The organism is Pseudomonas sp. LRF_L74, assembly GCF_965644255.1.
Lineage (GTDB): Bacteria > Pseudomonadota > Gammaproteobacteria > Pseudomonadales > Pseudomonadaceae > Aquipseudomonas.
In genome coordinates this window covers 330,603-348,227 of the sequence record NZ_CBFFRH010000003.1, presented here as the reverse complement: position 1 = coordinate 348,227, position 17,625 = coordinate 330,603, and the positions used below count along the sequence as shown (strand labels likewise).

Annotated in this window: 18 protein-coding genes and 3 tRNA genes; 12 read left to right on the top strand and 9 right to left on the bottom strand. The window is 61.8% G+C overall.

Going from position 1 to position 17,625, the window contains the following annotated elements:
• Both ACSZPK_RS10245 and ACSZPK_RS10240 read left to right on the top strand, forming a co-directional pair.
• Positions 1–77 (top strand) — tRNA-Arg (locus tag ACSZPK_RS10245).
• Positions 78–141: 64 nt separating this feature from the next.
• Positions 142–218: transfer RNA gene (locus tag ACSZPK_RS10240), tRNA-Arg, on the top strand.
• A 40-nt stretch (positions 219–258) separates the two neighbouring features.
• Here ACSZPK_RS10240 and ACSZPK_RS10235 read toward each other — a convergent pair.
• Positions 259–759: a hypothetical protein gene (locus tag ACSZPK_RS10235; RefSeq protein ID WP_437881347.1), complete on the bottom strand. Its 501-nt coding sequence runs from the start codon at positions 757–759 to the stop codon at positions 259–261.
• A gap of 327 nt (positions 760–1,086) precedes the next feature.
• Between ACSZPK_RS10235 and mgtE the strand changes: the two genes are divergently transcribed.
• Positions 1,087–2,529, top strand: coding sequence for a magnesium transporter (gene mgtE / locus ACSZPK_RS10230; RefSeq protein WP_437881346.1), 1,443 nt, complete (start codon positions 1,087–1,089; stop codon positions 2,527–2,529).
• 60 nt (positions 2,530–2,589) lie between these two features.
• On the opposite strand, the gene ACSZPK_RS10225 is transcribed toward mgtE, so the two are convergent.
• A complete protein-coding gene (locus ACSZPK_RS10225) occupies positions 2,590–2,916 on the bottom strand; it encodes an Arc family DNA-binding protein (RefSeq protein ID WP_437881345.1) in 327 nt (108 codons plus the stop codon).
• A gap of 335 nt (positions 2,917–3,251) precedes the next feature.
• On the opposite strand from ACSZPK_RS10225, the gene ACSZPK_RS10220 reads away from it, so the two are divergent.
• The 9 genes from ACSZPK_RS10220 to ACSZPK_RS10180 all read left to right on the top strand — a co-directional run bounded on the left by ACSZPK_RS10220 (position 3,252) and on the right by ACSZPK_RS10180 (position 12,298).
• Positions 3,252–3,328: transfer RNA gene (locus ACSZPK_RS10220), tRNA-Arg, on the top strand.
• A gap of 221 nt (positions 3,329–3,549) precedes the next feature.
• Positions 3,550–4,950, top strand: a complete 1,401-nt coding sequence (locus ACSZPK_RS10215) for an LLM class flavin-dependent oxidoreductase (protein ID WP_437881344.1) — start codon at positions 3,550–3,552, stop codon at positions 4,948–4,950.
• A 9-nt stretch (positions 4,951–4,959) separates the two neighbouring features.
• A complete protein-coding gene (locus tag ACSZPK_RS10210) occupies positions 4,960–5,910 on the top strand; it encodes an AMP-binding protein (protein WP_437881343.1) in 951 nt (316 codons plus the stop codon).
• Positions 5,907–6,674: an ABC transporter ATP-binding protein gene (locus ACSZPK_RS10205; RefSeq protein WP_437881342.1), complete on the top strand. Its 768-nt coding sequence runs from the start codon at positions 5,907–5,909 to the stop codon at positions 6,672–6,674. The genes ACSZPK_RS10210 and ACSZPK_RS10205 overlap by 4 nt, the downstream gene beginning before the upstream one ends.
• Complete coding sequence (locus ACSZPK_RS10200) at positions 6,674–7,555, top strand: branched-chain amino acid ABC transporter permease (protein ID WP_437881341.1); 882 nt, start codon at positions 6,674–6,676, stop codon at positions 7,553–7,555. The genes ACSZPK_RS10205 and ACSZPK_RS10200 overlap by 1 nt, the downstream gene beginning before the upstream one ends.
• A 4-nt stretch (positions 7,556–7,559) precedes the next feature.
• A complete protein-coding gene (locus ACSZPK_RS10195) occupies positions 7,560–8,624 on the top strand; it encodes a branched-chain amino acid ABC transporter permease (RefSeq protein ID WP_437881340.1) in 1,065 nt (354 codons plus the stop codon).
• 67 nt (positions 8,625–8,691) lie between these two features.
• A complete protein-coding gene (locus ACSZPK_RS10190) occupies positions 8,692–10,038 on the top strand; it encodes an ABC transporter substrate-binding protein (protein ID WP_437881339.1) in 1,347 nt (448 codons plus the stop codon).
• 51 nt (positions 10,039–10,089) lie between these two features.
• Complete coding sequence (locus ACSZPK_RS10185; protein WP_437881338.1) at positions 10,090–11,421, top strand: ABC transporter substrate-binding protein; 1,332 nt, start codon at positions 10,090–10,092, stop codon at positions 11,419–11,421.
• A gap of 97 nt (positions 11,422–11,518) precedes the next feature.
• Positions 11,519–12,298 (top strand): ABC transporter ATP-binding protein, encoded by a 780-nt coding sequence (locus ACSZPK_RS10180; RefSeq protein ID WP_437881337.1) that lies wholly within the window; start codon positions 11,519–11,521, stop codon positions 12,296–12,298.
• Between the two features lie 31 nt (positions 12,299–12,329).
• Here ACSZPK_RS10180 and metR read toward each other — a convergent pair whose 3' ends face one another.
• The 7 genes from metR to cyoC form a co-directional block, all read right to left on the bottom strand.
• On the bottom strand, positions 12,330–13,250 hold the full coding sequence (gene metR, locus ACSZPK_RS10175) for a transcriptional regulator MetR (protein WP_437881336.1): 921 nt from the start codon (positions 13,248–13,250) through the stop codon (positions 12,330–12,332).
• A 170-nt stretch (positions 13,251–13,420) separates the two neighbouring features.
• Positions 13,421–14,122: a 4'-phosphopantetheinyl transferase family protein gene (locus ACSZPK_RS10170; protein ID WP_437881335.1), complete on the bottom strand. Its 702-nt coding sequence runs from the start codon at positions 14,120–14,122 to the stop codon at positions 13,421–13,423.
• Positions 14,123–14,244: 122 nt separating this feature from the next.
• Positions 14,245–15,030 (bottom strand): dienelactone hydrolase family protein, encoded by a 786-nt coding sequence (locus tag ACSZPK_RS10165; RefSeq protein WP_437881334.1) that lies wholly within the window; start codon positions 15,028–15,030, stop codon positions 14,245–14,247.
• A gap of 63 nt (positions 15,031–15,093) precedes the next feature.
• Positions 15,094–15,648, bottom strand: a complete 555-nt coding sequence (locus ACSZPK_RS10160) for a hypothetical protein (protein WP_437881333.1) — start codon at positions 15,646–15,648, stop codon at positions 15,094–15,096.
• A 70-nt stretch (positions 15,649–15,718) separates the two neighbouring features.
• The gene (cyoE, locus tag ACSZPK_RS10155; protein WP_437881332.1) at positions 15,719–16,660 is read right to left on the bottom strand and encodes a heme o synthase; all 942 of its coding nucleotides are present in this window, start codon (positions 16,658–16,660) and stop codon (positions 15,719–15,721) included.
• A 15-nt stretch (positions 16,661–16,675) separates the two neighbouring features.
• A complete protein-coding gene (locus ACSZPK_RS10150) occupies positions 16,676–17,008 on the bottom strand; it encodes a cytochrome o ubiquinol oxidase subunit IV (protein ID WP_437881331.1) in 333 nt (110 codons plus the stop codon).
• Positions 17,008–17,625: a cytochrome o ubiquinol oxidase subunit III gene (gene cyoC, locus ACSZPK_RS10145; RefSeq protein WP_437881330.1), complete on the bottom strand. Its 618-nt coding sequence runs from the start codon at positions 17,623–17,625 to the stop codon at positions 17,008–17,010. Before cyoC ends, ACSZPK_RS10150 begins: the two co-directional genes overlap by 1 nt.

The following is a 17,625-nucleotide window of genomic DNA, read 5'->3' as shown; positions in this document are numbered from 1 at the left end:
GCACTCATAGCTCAGCTGGATAGAGTACTCGGCTACGAACCGAGCGGTCGGAGGTTCGAATCCTCCTGAGTGCGCCATACGAGATGCCCTGCAAAGGCAGGGTGTCGTTACCAGAGGTGACCTGGTCTAAAAGCACCAAATGCACTCATAGCTCAGCTGGATAGAGTACTCGGCTACGAACCGAGCGGTCGGAGGTTCGAATCCTCCTGAGTGCGCCATACGATGAAAGGCCCGCAGAGATGCGGGCCTTTTGTTTTTTCAGCGTTTGCCTTTTTCCTTCACGCAGCCTGCTTCGTCGAGTGTCACCTGGCGACGATTACCCTTGGTGTCGGCGTAGTGATAGCGAGTGTCGCCGTCCACGCGGGTGATCTTGTCCGGTTTGCCGAAGGCGCTTTCCACATCGCCGCGGGTCATGCCTCCCCGTATTTGCTGGCGAATGATCGCCTGGCGACGCTCGCTGCTGGTGAGGCGATCACCGCAGCCATCCAGCTTCCTGCCTACCACGACGACTTCACGGGGTTGCGTATCGCTCTTCAATGCCTTGGGGGAGTCCCGGGCCATCGGTGTGGCCTTGCCGGTTCCGGGGGTAGGATTGTAGGCGCGTTGTAAGCTCTGGCTGTTATCGTCGGGACAACCCAGGTGTGTATAGGTCAGTCGGCCCTGGCTGTCTTCGCAGCGAAATACGGTGGCTGCAAGGCTGTTGTCGGCGAGGTAGGGCAGGGATGCGCAAAGTCCTGCGCAGCAGATCATTCGTATCATGCGATCGTCCTCCTTGACGTTCGCCGCTCAGGTTAGCGACTTCGATTGATCGGTAAAACCGCGTGTCTCGGAAAGTGCTGCATGCGTCGCAAATGGGCTTGCATGCGTTTTTAAGAAGCTCTTCATGAAAGTGCTGCAAGCGCTTGTTCCTGGCCTGTTTTTGTCGCTTCGAAAGTGGGTGAGTGCTATCCTTGTCACGTCAGCCCCGTCGGGGCTTGTGGATCGCCACCATGGACTTACCCAGTAGTTACTTAAAGAACATCCCTGCCCAATCGAATTTTGATTGACCCCCGCGGCGCGCCCTGCTGCTGGGGTGGAGCGTGCCGTATGACTGAAGTCGAAGCCAAAAAGCCGCAAGAAAGCATGCAGGACCGCCTGGCTCAGGTGGTCGAGCTGTTGCATCGGCACAAGCTGGTCGAAGGCCTGGCTCATCGCCAGGAAGGCCAGCATCAGGAACTGGTCGAGAATCTCGTCCACCGGCAGAACCTGGTAGAACTGCAGCGCAAGCTTGACGAGCTTCACTCCGCCGACGTTGCCCATATCCTTGAGGCGCTGCCGCTGGCTGACCGCTTGACTGTCTGGCAACTGGTCAAGGCCGAGCGAGATGGCGATATCCTGCTCGAGGTGTCCGACTCGGTCCGTGAGTCGCTCATCGCGGACATGGACGATCATGAAATCCTCGCGGCGGCGCGGGAGATGGATGCGGACGAGTTAGCCGATCTTGCGCCCGAGCTGCCGCGCGACGTCGTCCTGGAGCTCATGGAATCGCTGGATGCCCAGCAGCGTGAGCGTGTGCGTTCCGCGTTGTCCTACGACGAGGATCAGGTCGGTGCGCTGATGGACTTCGAGATGGTGACGATTCGTGAGGACGTCAGTCTCGAGGTGGTGTTGCGCTACTTGCGCCGTCTGAAGGAACTGCCTGGTCATACCGACAAACTCTTCGTGGTCGATTATGACGGGGTGCTCAAGGGCGTTCTGCCGATCAAGCGTTTGCTGGTCAATGATCCGGACAAGCAGGTGGCCGAAATCATGGCGGACGATCCAGTGTCGTTCGGGCCTGATGAAGATGCCTACGATGCCGCTCAGGCTTTCGAGCGCTACGACCTGATTTCCGCGCCGGTGGTCGACCCTTCGGGCAAGCTGATTGGCCGTCTGACCATCGATGAGATGGTTGACCTGATTCGTGAGGAAAGCGAGGCCGAAGTCCTCAGCATGGCGGGGCTGCGCGAGGAGGAGGATATCTTCGCCTCGGTCTGGAAGTCGGTCGGCAACCGTTGGGCCTGGTTGGCGATCAACCTGATCACTGCGTTCCTGGCATCGCGTGTGATCGGTTTGTTCGAAGGTTCTATTGAGAAACTGGTGGCTCTTGCTGCGCTGATGCCTATCGTGGCGGGTATCGGCGGCAACTCGGGGAATCAGACCATTACCATGATCGTCCGTGCCGCCGCTCTGGATCAGATAGGTTCTGGCAATACCGTGCGCCTGATGCGCAAGGAGCTGGCTGTGTCGCTGATCAACGGACTGGTGTGGGGTGGGGTGATCGGTGGTGTCGCCTACTACCTGTACGACAGCTGGTCGCTGGGCGTAGTGATGACTGCGGCGATGACCCTCAACTTGCTGTTGGCGGCCTTGATGGGCGTGCTGATTCCGATGACTCTGATGCGTCTGGGGCGAGATCCGGCGATGGGCGCGAGTGTGATGATCACGGCCATGACCGATAGCGGAGGATTCTTCATCTTCCTGGGACTGGCGACGCTGTTCCTGCTGTAGCGTGCCGGGACAAAAAAGCCGCCAAAGGCGGCTTTTCACTAGGCTGGGCTGTTACCTTGTTCAGGCGTCGGCGTTTGCCATCTCTGCGTCATGCGCGATCAGGGCGACCAGTGCGTTCTGCTGGCGATGGGACAGTTGGCGAAAGCGTTGCAGCAGCTCCCGTTCATGCAGGCTGAGTTCCGGGCTGTCGAGGCGCAAGCCGAGGTCATCACCAAGAGCGCCTTCCTGAACCAGGCTCTGTTCGAGGCGAGCAATGATCTCCGAGTTCATGCTTCGGTGATGATTGCGGGCGACTTCAGCGATGCGCTCACGCATGCCGTCAGGCAGGCGAACTACGAACTTGTCAGCTGTGCGGCTGGAATAAATAGCTTGTTTCATAGGGCGCATATATTAAACCGAATTAGGTCAGAAAGGCGATGCATGGCAATTATCGCTGCTATGACAGTGATTTCCCTAGACAGTTCAGATCGCAGAGCACCGTGCTTCAGAGGTTGTCGATAATTTGGCGTCAAATACGTGGCATATTCTGCACTGGATAAAGGCTTAATGCCAGCACCAGTTATCTAAAAATGAGTCCCGCTCTGGAGAATGGTTCCAGGGCCAGGAAGATAAAACTCATCTCTCCTCTTGTTTTGTGGCGCTTTGCGCATTTTCGATAACGGTTTCTTATGGCATGACAAATCGCAACCGGGTCGTTAACATGCGCCGCGACTTTTCACTATGTCCCAGTAGCTCAATTGGATAGAGCATCCCCCTCCTAAGGGGAAGGTTGTGAGTTCGAACCTCGCCTGGGACGCCATCTTCTTTTCTCCCCCGCCACTTGTTTCTGCTGCTGCGCGTCACTGTTGGTGACGAGACAGTTGATCAACACGCTGTTCGTTGCGAACACATTACGAATTTCTCTTTGTTATCTCAACTGTTTGATATTAAACGATTTTTTACATGGCATGCTTTGTGAAATGACCTCTTCAACGGGCGCCTTCATATCTGGCGTCGATTGGTTGATTGCTGGAGAGAGTCATGGCGCGCGAAATTCGTATCAATGCCTTCGAAATGAACTGCGTGGGGCATCAGTCCCCAGGATTGTGGCGTCACCCGCGTGATCGCTCCTGGCAGTACAAGGACCTCGATTACTGGACCGATCTTGCCAAGCTGCTGGAACGCGGCAAGTTCGACGGTATCTTTATCGCCGACGTGATTGGCATCTACGACGTGCTCAACGGCAACGGTGACGCCGCTATCCGTCAATCCACCCAGGTTCCGGTCAATGACCCGCTGGCGCTGATCACCCCGATGGCCTTGGTTACCGAGCACTTGGGTTTCGGCCTGACGGCTTCACTGACCTTCGAACATCCCTATCCTTTCGCCCGGCGCCTGTCCACGCTCGATCACCTGACCAAGGGGCGTATCGGCTGGAACATCGTGACCTCCTACCTGGACAGTGGCGCGCGCAACCTCGGCCAGAAGGCCCTGAGCGACCACGATGCGCGCTACGACTACGCCGATGAATACCTGGAGGTGCTGTACAAGCTGTTCGAGGGCAGTTGGGAGGAGGGCGCGGTGGTGCGTGATCGTCAGCGCGGCATCTTCACCGACCCGACCAAGGTCCATGAGATCCAGCACCTGGGCAAGCACTTCAAGGTGCCGGGCATCCACCTCTGCGAGCCGTCGCCGCAGCGCACGCCGGTGTTGTACCAGGCCGGCGCATCGAGCCGTGGCAAGGATTTCGCGGCCGGTCACGCCGAGTGTGTGTTCGTCGCCGCGCCGTCCAAGGTGACCTTGAAGAAAGTGGTGGCCGATATTCGCCGCCGTGCCGCCGAGGCCGGTCGCGACCCGCGCAAGATTCTGATTTTCAACATGCAGACTGTCATCGTCGATGAGACCGATGCCAAGGCTCAGGCCAAGTGGCAGGAGCTGAAGTCCTACGCCAGCTATGAAGGCGCCCTGGCACTGATCTCCGGCTGGACCGGCATCGACTTCAGCCAGTATCAGCCTGACCAGGTGCTCAAGCACATCCACACCAATGCCATTCAGTCGGCTGTCGAGACCTTCTCCACGGCCGACCCGAGCAAGCAGTGGACGGTGCAGGAATTGGCCAATTGGGTTGGCATCGGCGGTTTCGGCCCGCTGCTCGTCGGCAGTCCGCAAACCGTGGCCGACGAGTTGCAGTCATGGGTCGAGGAAACCGACGTGGATGGTTTCAACTTCACCTACGCCCTGGCCCACGAGACTTTCAGCGACATCGTCGAACTGTTGATTCCCGAGCTACAGAAGCGTGGCGCATTCAAGACCGAATACCGCCAGGGCACCCTGCGCGACAAGCTGTTCGGCGAAGGACCGCGCTTGCCTGCCAACCACCCGGCCGCCGGCTACCGCGACCTCGCGGGCCTGTTGCAGCAGAAACAGGCGATCAACGCCTAGGAGGCAAGCATGAGCGTGCATGAGTTGGGTCTGCCGTTTGCCGATGGGGTGCCTGAAAGTGCTCTGGCGCAGTTGCAGCGTTGGGCGACAGAGCGGCCGTTGCAAATTGCATTGCGTCATCGTCGCCTCGGCGTTTGGAAGGCCTGGCGCTGGATCGACGTCTCGCGGGAGGTCGAGCGGGTCGCTGCTGCATTGCGCCAGCAAGGGTTCGAGCCAGGTGCGCGACTGGCATTGAGTGGTGCCTTCGAACCGTCCTTGTTGATCCTGGCTCTGGCCGCCCGGCAGTTGGGCGGGCACAGTGTGAGTATCTCCCGCGAGGCGCGTGGCGAGGTGCTGCGTCGCCAGCTTGCCTCGACGCGTCCGGGCTTCGCGTTCGTGCAGGGGCGCGACGCGGTTTCGGGCTGGCTGCAGGCCGGGCTCTCGGCTGACTGGCCGGTGCAGCTGTTTTCGCCCCAGGCGGTCGAGCGTGAGATCGGCTTGTGGCGGGTGCGTTCCCTGGCCTCGTTGTTTACCGGCGAGGCGCTTGAACATGACCGGCAGGGCTGGGCGTCGATAGCCAATGAGCCGGTGTTGTGGAGTGACGAAGGCACCGAATGGGTCGAAGGCCTCAACCGTTTGCTCGACCGCTGGTTGAGCAGCGGCGAGGGCGTTGCCTTTCCGGAAACCAGCGGTTCGGCGGCTCGCGATCGCCGTGAAATCGCGCCGACCGCCTTACTCGCCTCGGCCGAACGCTTGCAGGCCCTGGCCGAGGAAATCGAAGGTCGCCTGGCGCCGCAGGGCAGTTGGCGCCGTCGTCTGTGCGACTGGACCCTGGTCGAGCCGCATCACGGCATCCGCCGTTGGATCAAGGCGCGGGTCCGCGAATTGCTGGGTTTCCGCCGCTTGCAACGCATCGAGTCGCCGGCTGCCGAAAGCGCCCAGGTGCACTGGATTCACGAGTACCTGGAGCGCGCCGCATGAGCAGCATCCTCGATGTGCGCAATGTGTCGCTGTCGTTCAAGGGCGTGAAGGCGATTGCCGACCTGTCGTTCTCGGTACGCCAGGGCGAGATCTGTGCCTTGATCGGCCCCAACGGTGCCGGCAAGAGTTCGCTGCTGAACATTCTCAACGGCGTCTATCGTGCCGACTCCGGCGAGTTGCTGTTCGAGGCGCAACAGTTGCGCCGCCATCACCCGCTGACCGCCGCCCGACTCGGCATTGGCCGCACATTTCAGAACAACGCACTGTTCAAGAAGATGAGCGTGCGCGACAACGTGCTCACTGGCCTGTCGCGTTTCCAGAAGACCTTTTTCCTCGAACAGGCCCTGGCCTTGCCACGGGCCAGGCGTGAGGCCCGCGAGTTCGGTGAGCGCGCCGAGCGGGTGCTGGAGTTCCTCGAACTGCAACCCTGGCGCGACGTGGCTGTCGGCAGCCTCGCCTACGGCCTGCAGAAGCGGGTGGAACTGGGTCGTGCCTTGATCGCCCAGCCCAAGCTGTTGCTGCTCGACGAACCGATGGCCGGGATGAACGCCGAGGAGAAGCAGGAGATGAGCCGCTTCATCGCCGACATCAACCGCGACCTCGGCACCACGGTGATTCTCATCGAGCACGACATCAAGGTGGTCATGGGCCTGTCCGCCCACGTGGTGGTGCTCGACTATGGACGCAAGGTCGGCGATGGCACGCCGGCCGAAGTGCAGGCCAACCCCGATGTGATCGCCGCTTACCTGGGAACGGTGCACTGATGAATTTCTTCCTCGAAACCCTGATCGGCGGGCTGCTCGCCGGCACCATGTATTCGCTGGTGGCGATCGGCTTCGTGCTGATCTACAAGGCCAGCGGTGTGTTCAACTTCGCCCAGGGCGCGATGCTGCTGTTCGCCGCGCTGACCTTCGTCAGCCTGCACGAGCAGGGCGTGCCGTTCGCCCTGGCCATCGCCATCACCCTGGTGGTGATGATCATTGGCGCGATCCTGATCGAGCGCCTGGTGCTGCGGCCGCTGGTCAACCGTTCGCAGATCACCTTGTTCATGGCCACCCTCGGCCTGTCGTTCATCATCGAAGGCCTGGCTCAGGGCCTGATGGGCGCCCAGGTGCGGGCGCTGGACCTGGGCATCGACGATGTGCCGCTGTTCATCGGCGACATCATGGTCAGCCAGTTCGACCTGATCGCGGCTGCCGTCGCTGGCGTGCTGGTTCTGGTGCTGGCGCTGCTGTTCAACAAGACCCGCATCGGCGTGTCCCTGCGCGCTGTGGCGGATGACACCCGCGCGGCGTTGTCGGTGGGCATCAACCTCAATCGCATCTGGCAGATCGTCTGGGCCGTGGCCGGCATGGTCGGCCTGGTCGCCGGCCTGCTCTGGGGCGCGCGCCAAGGCGTGCAGTTCTCGCTGTCGCTGGTGGTGCTCAAGGCATTGCCGGTACTGATCATCGGCGGTTTCACCTCGATTGGCGGCGCCATCGTCGGTGGGCTGATCGTTGGCGCGGCGGAGAACCTCGCCGAGACCTTCGTCGGCCCGTACATCGGCGGTGGCATCACACCCTGGTTCGCCTACTTCCTCGCCCTGGTGTTCCTCTATATCCGTCCCGCCGGCCTGTTCGGCGACCGCGCCATCGAACGAGTGTGAAGCCATGACCGTTACCACCCCTCGTCTTTCCACCACCTTCGATGACGCGCCGCTGACCCTGGTGCGCCGGCGTTGGCCGGTCGCGTTGTCGATCCTGCTGCTGGTGGCCTTCGTCGCCGTGCCGCTGCTTGGCACTGATTACTGGCTCAACGCGATCCTGATTCCGTTCCTGGTGCTGTCCCTCGCCGGGCTGGGCCTCAACTTGCTGACCGGCTACACCGGGCAGACCTCGGTGGGCGCCGCCGGCTTCATGGCGGTCGGTGCGTTCGCTACCTACGGCCTGCTGCTCCGCGTACCGGGCCTGCCCTTGCCGCTGGCGTTGATCGGTGGCGGGGTGATCGCCGGGGTGGTCGGCCTGGTGTTCGGCATCCCCAGCTCGCGGATCAAGGGTTTCTACCTGATGGTCACTACCCTGGCTGCGCAGTTCTTCCTCGAATGGGTGTTTTCCAAGTTTCCCTGGTTCTACAACTACGCGTCGTCCGGCACCATCAGCGCGCCGCGCCTGGAGATTTTCGGCTACAGCCTGGCCTCGCCGGCCGGCCGCTACCTGTTGGTGTTGACCAGCGTGGTGCTGCTGACCTGGGTGGCGATCAACCTGGTGCGTGGGCAGATCGGCCGCAACTGGATGGCCATCCGTGACATGGACACCGCCGCCTCGGTGATCGGCATCCCGGTGGACCGCTACAAGCGCCTGGCCTTCGCCGTCAGCTCGTTCTACCTGGGCATCGCCGGCGCGCTGTGGACCTTCGCCTATCTCGGCACGGCCAGCGCCAGCAGCTTCGATATCAACCGCTCGTTCCAGATCCTGTTCATCATCATCATCGGTGGCATGGGCAGCATCGCCGGCAACTTCATTGGCGCGGCGTTCATCAGCCTGCTGCCGATCCTGCTCAACCATTTTGGCCAGTGGGCGTTCGCCGGCCATGTCGATGCCGGCCAGTTGCAGAACCTGCAGAAGATCATTTTCGGCGCGCTGATCGTCTGGTTCCTGATCAAGGAGCCGGAAGGATTGATCCGCCTGATCAGCAACCTGCGCGACCGGCTCGCGGTCTGGCCGCTGAGGTTCTGAATCCTATCGCTCGACCCGACAACGGGAGGCACGCCAACAACATCCACATCATCAAGAAGTCATCATCATGCGCAAAACCTTGCAGCGAACCCTCATCGCCAGCTTGCTGGCCCTCGGCACTCAGGCCGGGCTGCCCATCGCCACCGTGCAGGCCGCCGAGGCCCAGCAACAGTTCATTCCCCTCGCCACCTACCGGGTCGGTGCCTATGCCTCCAGCGGCATCCCGTGGTGGGCCGGCGAGATCGACTACTTCCGCTATATCAACGAAGTGGAAGGCGGCATCAATGGCGTCAAGCTGGTCTGGCAGGAGTGCGAGACCGAGTGGAATGTCGACCGTACCGTCGAATGCTACGAGCGTCTCAAGGACGGCAAGGACGGTTCGCCGACGGCGTTCTTCTTCACCCACAGCACGCCGGCGTCCTATGCCCTGCTGGAGAAAGGCGCGGCCGACAAGATCCCGCTGGTCGACGGCGGCGGCGGACGTACCGAGTCCACCGACGGCAGCGTGTTCCCCTACGCCTTCCCGCTGTTGCTCAACTACTACGGCCAGGCCTCGGTGGGGATCAACTACATCGCCGAGCGCGAGGGCGGCTTCGATAAGCTCAAGGGCAAGAAGATCGTCACCGTCTACCACGACTCCGCCTATGGCCGTGAAACCCAGGCACCGATCAAGCTGCTGGCCGAGAAGTACGGCTTCGAGAACATCCAGATTCCAGTGGCCGATCCGGGCAACGAGCAATCCGCGCAGTGGCGCCAGGTGCGGCAGTTGCAGCCGGACTGGATCTTCCTGCGGACCTGGGGCGTGTCCACGCCGGTGGCGCTGAAGACCGCCGCGCGCTTCGGCATCAAAGCCGACCGCATCATCGGCGACGTCTGGGCCGGCTCCGAGGCCGACGTGATCCCGGCCGGGCCGGCGGCCACCGGTTACCAGGCGCTGGCGCCGTTCCCGGGGGGCGATGGCTTCGAAATCCACAAACGCCTGAAGCAGTACATCCTCGACACCGGCAAGAGCGACCTCAAGGACAAGAGCTACTTCGGCAAGGTGTACTACAACATCGGCCTGATCAACGCCGCCATCGCCGTCGAGGCGCTGCGCACCGGCCAGGCCAAGTTCGGCAAGCGTGCGCTCAATGGCGAGGAAGGGCGCTGGGCCTTCGAGCATCTGGACATCGATGCCGCACGCCTGAAAGCCATCGGTTTCGAAGGCTTGTTGCCGCCACTGAAACTGTCCTGTGCCGATCACGAAGGCGGCGGTTCCGCCCGCGTGCAGCAATGGGACGGACAGAAGTGGCTACAGGTGACCGATTGGGTGCAGGCCGACCGCGACACCCTGCGTCCGCTGATCGAAGCCAAGTCCGCCGCCTACGCCAAGGAAAAGGGCATCACCCCGCGCAATTGCGCCACCGAGCAGTGAGCCATTCGGCCGGCCCGGGTGGCCGGCCTTTGCCTGAACAAGGACATGACGATGAAACGCACCATGAAACGTACCCTGGCCTCTGCGCTGCTGGTTCTGGGGATTCAATCCGCGCTGCCGGTCCAGGCCGCGCCCAACGAGCAGTTCTTCCCGCTGGCCACCTACCGGGTCGGCGCCTACGCCTCCAGCGGCATTCCGGTGTGGGCGGGGATGATCGACTACCTGCGCTACATCAACGAGGTCGAGGGCGGCATCGACGGCGTCAAGCTGGTCTGGCAGGAGTGCGAGACCGAGTGGACGGCGGAGAAGGGCATCGAATGCTACGAGCGCTTCAAGAACGGTCTGGATGGCGCGCCCGTGGCGGTCTACCAACCCAACGGCGCACCGGCGGCTTATGCCCTGGCGAGCAAGGCCGAGGCTGACAAGATCCCGCTGATCACCCTCGGCTACGGCCGTACCGAAGCCACCGACGGCAGCGTGTTCCCGTACAACTTCCCGGTGATGCTGACTTTCTACAGCGAGGCCTCGGCATTCATCAATTACGTGGCCGAGAAGGAAGGCGGGCTGGACAAGCTCAAGGGCAAGAAGATCGCCACCGTCTACCACGACTCCGCCTACGGCCGTGAAACCCAGGGGCCGCTGAAGCTGCTGGCGGAGAAATACGGCTTCGAGAACATCCAGATTCCGGTGGCCGATCCGGGTAACGAGCAGGCCGCGCAGTGGCGTCAGGTGCGCCAGGCCAAGCCGGATTGGGTGTTCCTGCGCACCTGGGGCGTCTCCACGCCAGTGGCGATCAAGACCGCGGCGCGCTTCGGCTATCCGGTCGAGCGCATCGTCGGCGATATCTGGGCCAGCTCCGACGAGGACGTGTTGCCGACTGGCGAGGCCGGCAAGGGCTACCTGGCGCTGACGCCGTATCCGGGCGGCGCGACCTTCGATATCCATAAGCGCATCAAGGAGCACATCCTCGACAAGGGCAAGAGCGATCTCAAGGACCCGAAAAGCTTCGGCAGTGTGTACTACAACTCCGGCCTGGTGAACGCTGCCATCGCCGTGGAGGCGATTCGTGCCGGGCACAAGAAGTTCGGCAATCGTCCGCTCAACGGCGAGGAAGGACGCTGGGGCCTGGAGCATCTGGACCTGGGCGATGCACGGCTCAAGGAAATCGGTTTTCTCGGCCTGATGCAGCCGCTCAAGTTGTCGTGCAACGACCATGAGGGCGGCGGCGCAGCCAAGGTGCAACAGTGGGATGGCAAGGGCTGGAAGCTGGTCACCGATTGGGTGCAGGCCGATCGCCAGACATTGCGTCCGCTGATCGACGCCAAATCGGCCGAGTACGCCAAGGAGAAGAACGTCACCCCGCGCGATTGCAGCGCCGAGTGAACATCGGATGAACCGTGTCGCGGCAGCGTGACCCGGTTCATCGACGAACTGATCGACGCCGAATAGGCCATCACCCACATGTGATCAAGGTATCCACATGAGCCATGCACCCCAGACGGTCGCGCAATCTCGCGAGTTGCTCGCCGTCGACGATATCGAAGTGATCTATGACGGCGCGATTCTCGCCGTGGCGGGCGTGTCGTTGCGTGTCGAGCAGGGAGGGATCGTCGCTCTGCTCGGTGCCAACGGTGCGGGCAAGAGCACCACGCTGAAGGCCATTTCCGGGCTGGTCCAGGCCGACCGGGCGAGGATCAGCCGTGGTCATATCCGCTTCCAGGGCCAGGACACGGCCGGCGTGGCCGCCAACCAACTGGCGCGCCAGGGCATCGTCCATGTGCTGGAAGGGCGCCACGTGTTCTCGCACCTGACCATCGAGGAAAACCTGCGCACCGGTGGTTTCCTGCGCCGGCCATCGCGCAAGGCCCTGGAGGATGATCTGGAGCGCATCTACGCCTGGTTCCCGCGCCTGAAGACCAAGCGCAAGACCCAGGCCGGCCTGACCTCTGGTGGCGAGCAGCAGATGCTGGCCATCGGCCGGGCCCTGATGACCAAGCCCAGCCTGGTGCTGCTGGACGAGCCGTCCATGGGCCTGGCGCCGATCATCGTCGAGGAAATCTTCGAGATCGTCGCCCAGCTCAACAAGCAGGAAGGCACCAGCTTCCTGGTGGCCGAGCAGAACATCAACGTCGCCCTGCGCCACGCCAGCTATGCCTACATCATGGAAAACGGCCAGGTGGTGGGCGAGGGCGTGGCCGAGCAACTGGCGGCGCGTGATGACATCCAGCATTTCTACCTGGGCGGCAGCGCAGTGAAGTGATCGCAGCAGCGTCCCGATGGCGGACGCCTGATCAACTGCGCGCCACGCTGACCCCTTCCAGCGTGGCGAACGAGGTGTCCTTGGCGGTGAGCAGGAAGTCGCGCATGAATGGGGCATCGAGCATGTCCGCACGGATGGCCGCATGCAGCGTGGCATACAGGCCTTTCTCGCCAAGGCGGCGGGCGCTGACGTAACCACGCGAGCTGTACTCGTGCAGCGCCCAATTCGGCAGGCTGCACACGCCGCGGCCGCTGGCCACCAGTTGCATCATCATCACCGTCAGTTCCGAGGTGCGCACCTGGGCGGGTTCGACATCGGCGGGTTCGAGGAAACGGGTGAAGATATCCAGGCGGTCACGGTCGATGGGGTAGGTGATCAGGGTTTCCTTGGCCAGGTCTTCCGGGGTGACATAGGGTCTGCTCGCCAGCGGGTGCTGATTGGCCACGGCCAGTAGCGCCTCGTAGGTGAACAGCGGCACGTAGGTGATGCCGGCCAGTTCGATGGGGTCGGAGGTCACCACCAGGTCCAGGTCACCGCGAGCCAGGGCCGGCAGCGGAGCGAAGGAGAAACCGGAGGCCAGGTCCAGTTCGACTTCCGGCCAGGCATCGCGGAACTGGTCGATGGTCGGCATCAGCCATTGGAAGCAGCTATGGCATTCGATGGCCATGTGCAGGCGACCGGCAGTGCCGCCCGCCAGGCGCGACAGGTCGCGCTCGGCGCTACGCAGTTGTGGCAACAAGCTGTCCGCCAGTTGCAGCAGGCGCAGGCCCGCGCTGGTGAAACGCACTGGCTTGGTCTTGCGCACGAACAGTTGCATGCCCAGGCGTTCTTCCAGCTCCTTGAACTGATGCGAAAGCGCTGATTGAGTCAGGTGCAGACGATCGGCGGCATCGACCAGGCTATCGGCCTCACGCAGGGCATGGAGGGTTTTCAGATGGCGGATTTCGAGCATGGACGGCATCTCATGAAGCGAATAAACGATGACTTTCCATATGAATGAAATTACGGGTCATCGGCAAGGTGTTGAGTTTCCTTCATGTGAGTGCGTGTGTCGAGCAAGCTGCACGCTACGCGTTAAAGCCTCCGTAGCGCTCTGGCTCCTTTCTTGTGGCTTGCCGCTGTTCAGGCTGGCACGGCTACCAGGCTCAACAGGTGTTCCTGGTAAGTAGCGAAGCGGCCATCCAGTTCGCTACCGCTTCGCCATTCTTCGCTGAGGTCGATGAGCAGGCGCAGGCGGGCGTTACCGTCTGCGCTGCATTCGATCAGTTCTGCGTCTTCGAAGTAGAAGCGCTTGAGTACCAGCGGGTAGAGCGCCTTGAACAGGCTTTCCTTGAGCGAGAAGGTTTGCGTGACGCGCAACGCGAAGGCCTGCGGATCGAGGTGGCGAGCACGCTGCATTTCGTCGGCGGTGAGGATTTCGCTTGCCAGTCTGGCTGCACGATCCGCGCCCAGTGGCGTTTCCAGATCCAGGCCCAGGCCACGCCAGTGACTATCGTTGGCGACCAGTGCCGCGGCCAGGCCTGCGCCGTGGCTGATCGAACCGCTGACGCCCGTTGGCCATTGCGGCGCGCCGTCTTCGCCACGGGCTGGGAAGCTGTCCAGGCCCGCGAGTCGGTGCAGGGCTTCGTGGGCGCAGAGGCGCCCGGCAAGATACTCGGACTGACGCTTGGCGACGCCGCGTACCGGAGCGATGCCGACATTCTGGAAATCATCCGGATGCAGCCTGGACAGGTCGAACGCGGCGCAGACCAGTTGCGTGCCGGGTAGCACCAGAGGCGCCTGGGTGGGTGTCGTTAGCAACGTGAAGAAGGCGGGAGGGGTCATGGTGGCATTGTGCCTGGGTCGCGGGTCGAGTGCTGGATTGCGTTGCTCTGCGATAACGAATGGCAACGTCATCGATTGAGGCGGGCGGAGCTCGTTGCGAGCCCCGCCGGGGAACTCGGTTCCTACTTCATGAAGGCTTCTTTGAGCAGCGCTTGCATATCCGCCCAGGAGCGCTCGTCCGCTTCTTTCTGGTAGCCGACGTCGAGGCCATGGCCTTTGTGCGCATCGGCATCCGGGTTGCTGAAACCATGCTTGGCGCCTTCCAGGGAGACGAGTCGATAGTCCGCGCCGGCCTTGTCCATTTCTTCCCGGAACGCCGCGACCTGCTCCGCCGGCACCATGCTGTCGGCTTCGCCATGCTCGACCAGGACCTTGGCCTTGACGCTGCCGGGCGTTGCCGGGGTGTTAGTCGCCAGCACGCCGTGGAAGCTGACCACGGCTGCCAGCGGCACGCCCTGACGGGCCATGTCCAGCACCACTTTGCCACCGAAGCAATAACCAATGGCGGCCAGACGGCGGTCGTCGGTCTGTGGTTGTGCCTGGAGCAGTTGCAGACCGGCTTCGAAGCGCGCCTTGGCCGCTTCGCTGCTGGCCAACGCCTCTTTCATGAAGGCTTGCGCATCGGCGGGGTGTTCGGTGTGCTTGCCTTCGCCATACATGTCGATGGCCAGGGCGCTGTAGCCCAGTTCCGCGAGGTCGTGGGCACGGCGTTTGGCGTAATCGTTGAGGCCCCACCATTCGTGCACGACGATTACCCCAGGCCGCTCACCTTCGACGGCGTCGTCCCAGGCGTGGTAGGCGATCAACTGGGTGCCATCGGCTGCCGTGTAGGGAATCTCACGACTCTGGATGGCGGCCTGGGCCAGGGAACTGGCGCAGAGCAGCAGGCCGAGCAGGGCGGTTCTCATGATGGTTCTCCAAGACGGTGGCGGGTTTCGTGGCTGCATTGACCGCCGGAAACCCGCTGCGTTTCACACTTGCTTGCTTTTCAGCATATAGATGAATGCGGCACTGCACAGGCCGAACATGACCAGGGCGCCCAGCCCGATGAGCACTTTGCCGGCGATGAGCAGGAACAGTCCGCCAGCGACCATCAGCAGCGAGAATACCAACAGTATCCACAGGGTGGGTTTGTTGTGGCTGGCCGCCGAGTTGCGATAGCCCTCCTTGAGGGTCAGTTTCTCGGTACTGAGTGGGCAGTCCTTGAGCAGGGTTCGGGTGTGGATCAGGAACCAGGCGACCAGGCCGATGGTGGCCGGGACCAACAGAAGCCAGAGGCGGAATACGCTGAGCACGATGATCACTGGCAGGGTGATCTGGTAGTAGAGCTTGACGAAGTTGCGCAGGCGAACGCGGGTTTCCTCATCTGGAATGACGCGTCCCTTGCCCAGCACCCCCCAGGGATAGAAAACCGTGTTGCCTTGGCTGTCCTTCTTGAACGTGCCATCCGCCAGACCGTCGAAATAGCCCACCTTGAATCCTCCTGTATGGGTGAAGGCGTCTTTATGCCAGATCGGCCGGCTCATGTCCTTGCGGCATGCCCCAGAGAAAACGAAACGGGCCCCGCAGGGCCCGTTCGATGAAGCAACCGCTGTCTCAGAAGCGAGACGCCAGTGTCGAGCAGATGCCGTCCGTCACATCACCACAGAAGTGATTCAGCGAGGTCATCAGTACCTGGCCCGGCGTGGACTGGGAGTCGACCGACATCATCACGCTCAACGCGGTGATGGTCACGATGGAGAACACGAACAGCTTGCGTGCCCACAGTTTGTCGTCGACGGCCTTGTAGCCGGAAACACCCATCCACAACCAGTACGCGCCACTGACGGCGGCAACCACGAAGTAGTTGTAGCCGGCATAACCGCTGATGGTGAGCATCAGGGTGGCGACCAGGAACGCGGCGATGTACAGGACGATGCTGCGCTTGGCAGCGGGTACGCCCTTGATCACCGGCAACACCGGAATGTTGGCGGCCTGGTAGTCGTTGAAGCGGAAGATGGCGATGGCATAGGAATGCGGCATCTGCCAGAGGCTGAAGATCAGCAGCAGGATCGCTGCCCCTACATCGAACTCGTTGCTTACAGCGCAGTAGCCCACAACCGGCGGAGCGGCGCCCGACAGACTGCCAACCAAGGTTCCATAAACCGAATTCCGCTTGAGGTACAGGCTGTACAGCCCGACGTAGACGACGAAGCCCATCAGGACCAGGGCGACTGCAAGCAGGTTCGTGGCTTTATAGAGCAAGGCAACGCCTGCGATCCCGAGGATGCAGGCGTAGACGATGGCATGAGTCGGCGGAACCAGGCCTTTTACCAGCACCCTGTTCTTGGTCCGCTCCATCTTTTCATCGATGTCCCTATCGATGTAGTTGTTGAACACGCAACCGGAAGCAATGACCAGCGCGACGCCGAGTGCCGTTGCCAGGAACAGCATCAGGTCGATATCCCCCTTGGAAGCCAGGAAGAAGCCACCGGCGACGGAAATCATGTTTCCGAAGACGATGCCTGGCTTGGTCAGGAGCAGGTATTGCTTGAACATCGCGGGCCGCTCTCTTTAGTTGGTCATCATGTAGTGGTGCATGCTCCAGATGATCCAGATCGAGAGCGCGACAACGATGATGGTGATCAGCACGGTGAACACGAAGGCAACGGTGTTCCAGCGTTGCTCGGAGGAGGTGTTCATGTGCAGGAAGTACACCAGGTGCACGAAGATCTGCACCACGGCCAGGCCTACGACGGTCAGCAGGGTGGCCGCCTGGGGCATGACCGGGTGCATCACGAGTGCGAACGGGATCACGGTCAGGATTACCGACAGGACGAAGCCGGTTACGTAATCCTTGGTGCTGCCGTGGCTGGCACCTGCCGAGGAGTGGTGATCATGAGCCATTACAGAGCCCCCATCAGATAGACAACGGTAAACACGCAGATCCAGACCACGTCGAGGAAGTGCCAGAACAGGCTCAGGCAGCTGAGACGGGTTTGGTTCACCGGGGTCAGGCCACGAGAGGCGACCTGATGGATCAGGATCGCCATCCACACCAGACCGGAGCTCACGTGCAGGCCGTGGGTACCGACCAGGGTGAAGAACGCGGACCAGTAGGCGCTTACCTGCGGGCCGGCACCGACGTGGATCAGGTGGTGGAACTCATAGAGTTCGATCCCGATGAACACGGCGCCGAACACGAAGGTAGCGGCCAGCCAGGTCAGGACCTTGCCCTTGTCGCCACGGTACATGGCGAGCATGGCGAAGCCGTAGGTGATACTGGAGAACAGCAGGGCGAAGGTTTCGACCAGAACCAGTTTCAGGTCGAACAGCTCCTTGGGAGTAGGGCCGCCGGCGAACGCGGTGCTGAGCACCGCGAAGCCTGCGAAGATACTCGCGAAGAGGATGCAGTCGGTCATCAGGTAGATCCAGAACCCGAAGACCTTCATTTCACCTGCGTCATGGTGATGCTCATGATGGTCATCATGAGCGGCGTGGTTGCTCAACACTTCACTGGACAT

Bases quoted from the DNA above. Each gene is read 5' to 3' on its own strand.
- ACSZPK_RS10235 (WP_437881347.1), bottom strand. From the start codon at position 759: ATGATACGAATGATCTGCTGCGCAGGACTTTGCGCATCCCTGCCCTAC.
- mgtE (WP_437881346.1), top strand. From the start codon at position 1,087: ATGACTGAAGTCGAAGCCAAAAAGCCGCAAGAAAGCATGCAGGACCGC.
- ACSZPK_RS10225 (WP_437881345.1), bottom strand. From the start codon at position 2,916: ATGCGCCCTATGAAACAAGCTATTTATTCCAGCCGCACAGCTGACAAG.
- ACSZPK_RS10215 (WP_437881344.1), top strand. From the start codon at position 3,550: ATGGCGCGCGAAATTCGTATCAATGCCTTCGAAATGAACTGCGTGGGG.
- ACSZPK_RS10210 (WP_437881343.1), top strand. From the start codon at position 4,960: ATGAGCGTGCATGAGTTGGGTCTGCCGTTTGCCGATGGGGTGCCTGAA.
- ACSZPK_RS10205 (WP_437881342.1), top strand. From the start codon at position 5,907: ATGAGCAGCATCCTCGATGTGCGCAATGTGTCGCTGTCGTTCAAGGGC.
- ACSZPK_RS10200 (WP_437881341.1), top strand. From the start codon at position 6,674: ATGAATTTCTTCCTCGAAACCCTGATCGGCGGGCTGCTCGCCGGCACC.
- ACSZPK_RS10195 (WP_437881340.1), top strand. From the start codon at position 7,560: ATGACCGTTACCACCCCTCGTCTTTCCACCACCTTCGATGACGCGCCG.
- ACSZPK_RS10190 (WP_437881339.1), top strand. From the start codon at position 8,692: ATGCGCAAAACCTTGCAGCGAACCCTCATCGCCAGCTTGCTGGCCCTC.
- ACSZPK_RS10185 (WP_437881338.1), top strand. From the start codon at position 10,090: ATGAAACGCACCATGAAACGTACCCTGGCCTCTGCGCTGCTGGTTCTG.
- ACSZPK_RS10180 (WP_437881337.1), top strand. From the start codon at position 11,519: ATGAGCCATGCACCCCAGACGGTCGCGCAATCTCGCGAGTTGCTCGCC.
- metR (WP_437881336.1), bottom strand. From the start codon at position 13,250: ATGCTCGAAATCCGCCATCTGAAAACCCTCCATGCCCTGCGTGAGGCC.
- ACSZPK_RS10170 (WP_437881335.1), bottom strand. From the start codon at position 14,122: ATGACCCCTCCCGCCTTCTTCACGTTGCTAACGACACCCACCCAGGCG.
- ACSZPK_RS10165 (WP_437881334.1), bottom strand. From the start codon at position 15,030: ATGAGAACCGCCCTGCTCGGCCTGCTGCTCTGCGCCAGTTCCCTGGCC.
- ACSZPK_RS10160 (WP_437881333.1), bottom strand. From the start codon at position 15,648: ATGAGCCGGCCGATCTGGCATAAAGACGCCTTCACCCATACAGGAGGA.
- cyoE (WP_437881332.1), bottom strand. From the start codon at position 16,660: ATGTTCAAGCAATACCTGCTCCTGACCAAGCCAGGCATCGTCTTCGGA.
- ACSZPK_RS10150 (WP_437881331.1), bottom strand. From the start codon at position 17,008: ATGGCTCATGATCACCACTCCTCGGCAGGTGCCAGCCACGGCAGCACC.
- cyoC (WP_437881330.1), bottom strand. From the start codon at position 17,625: ATGTCCAGTGAAGTGTTGAGCAACCACGCCGCTCATGATGACCATCAT.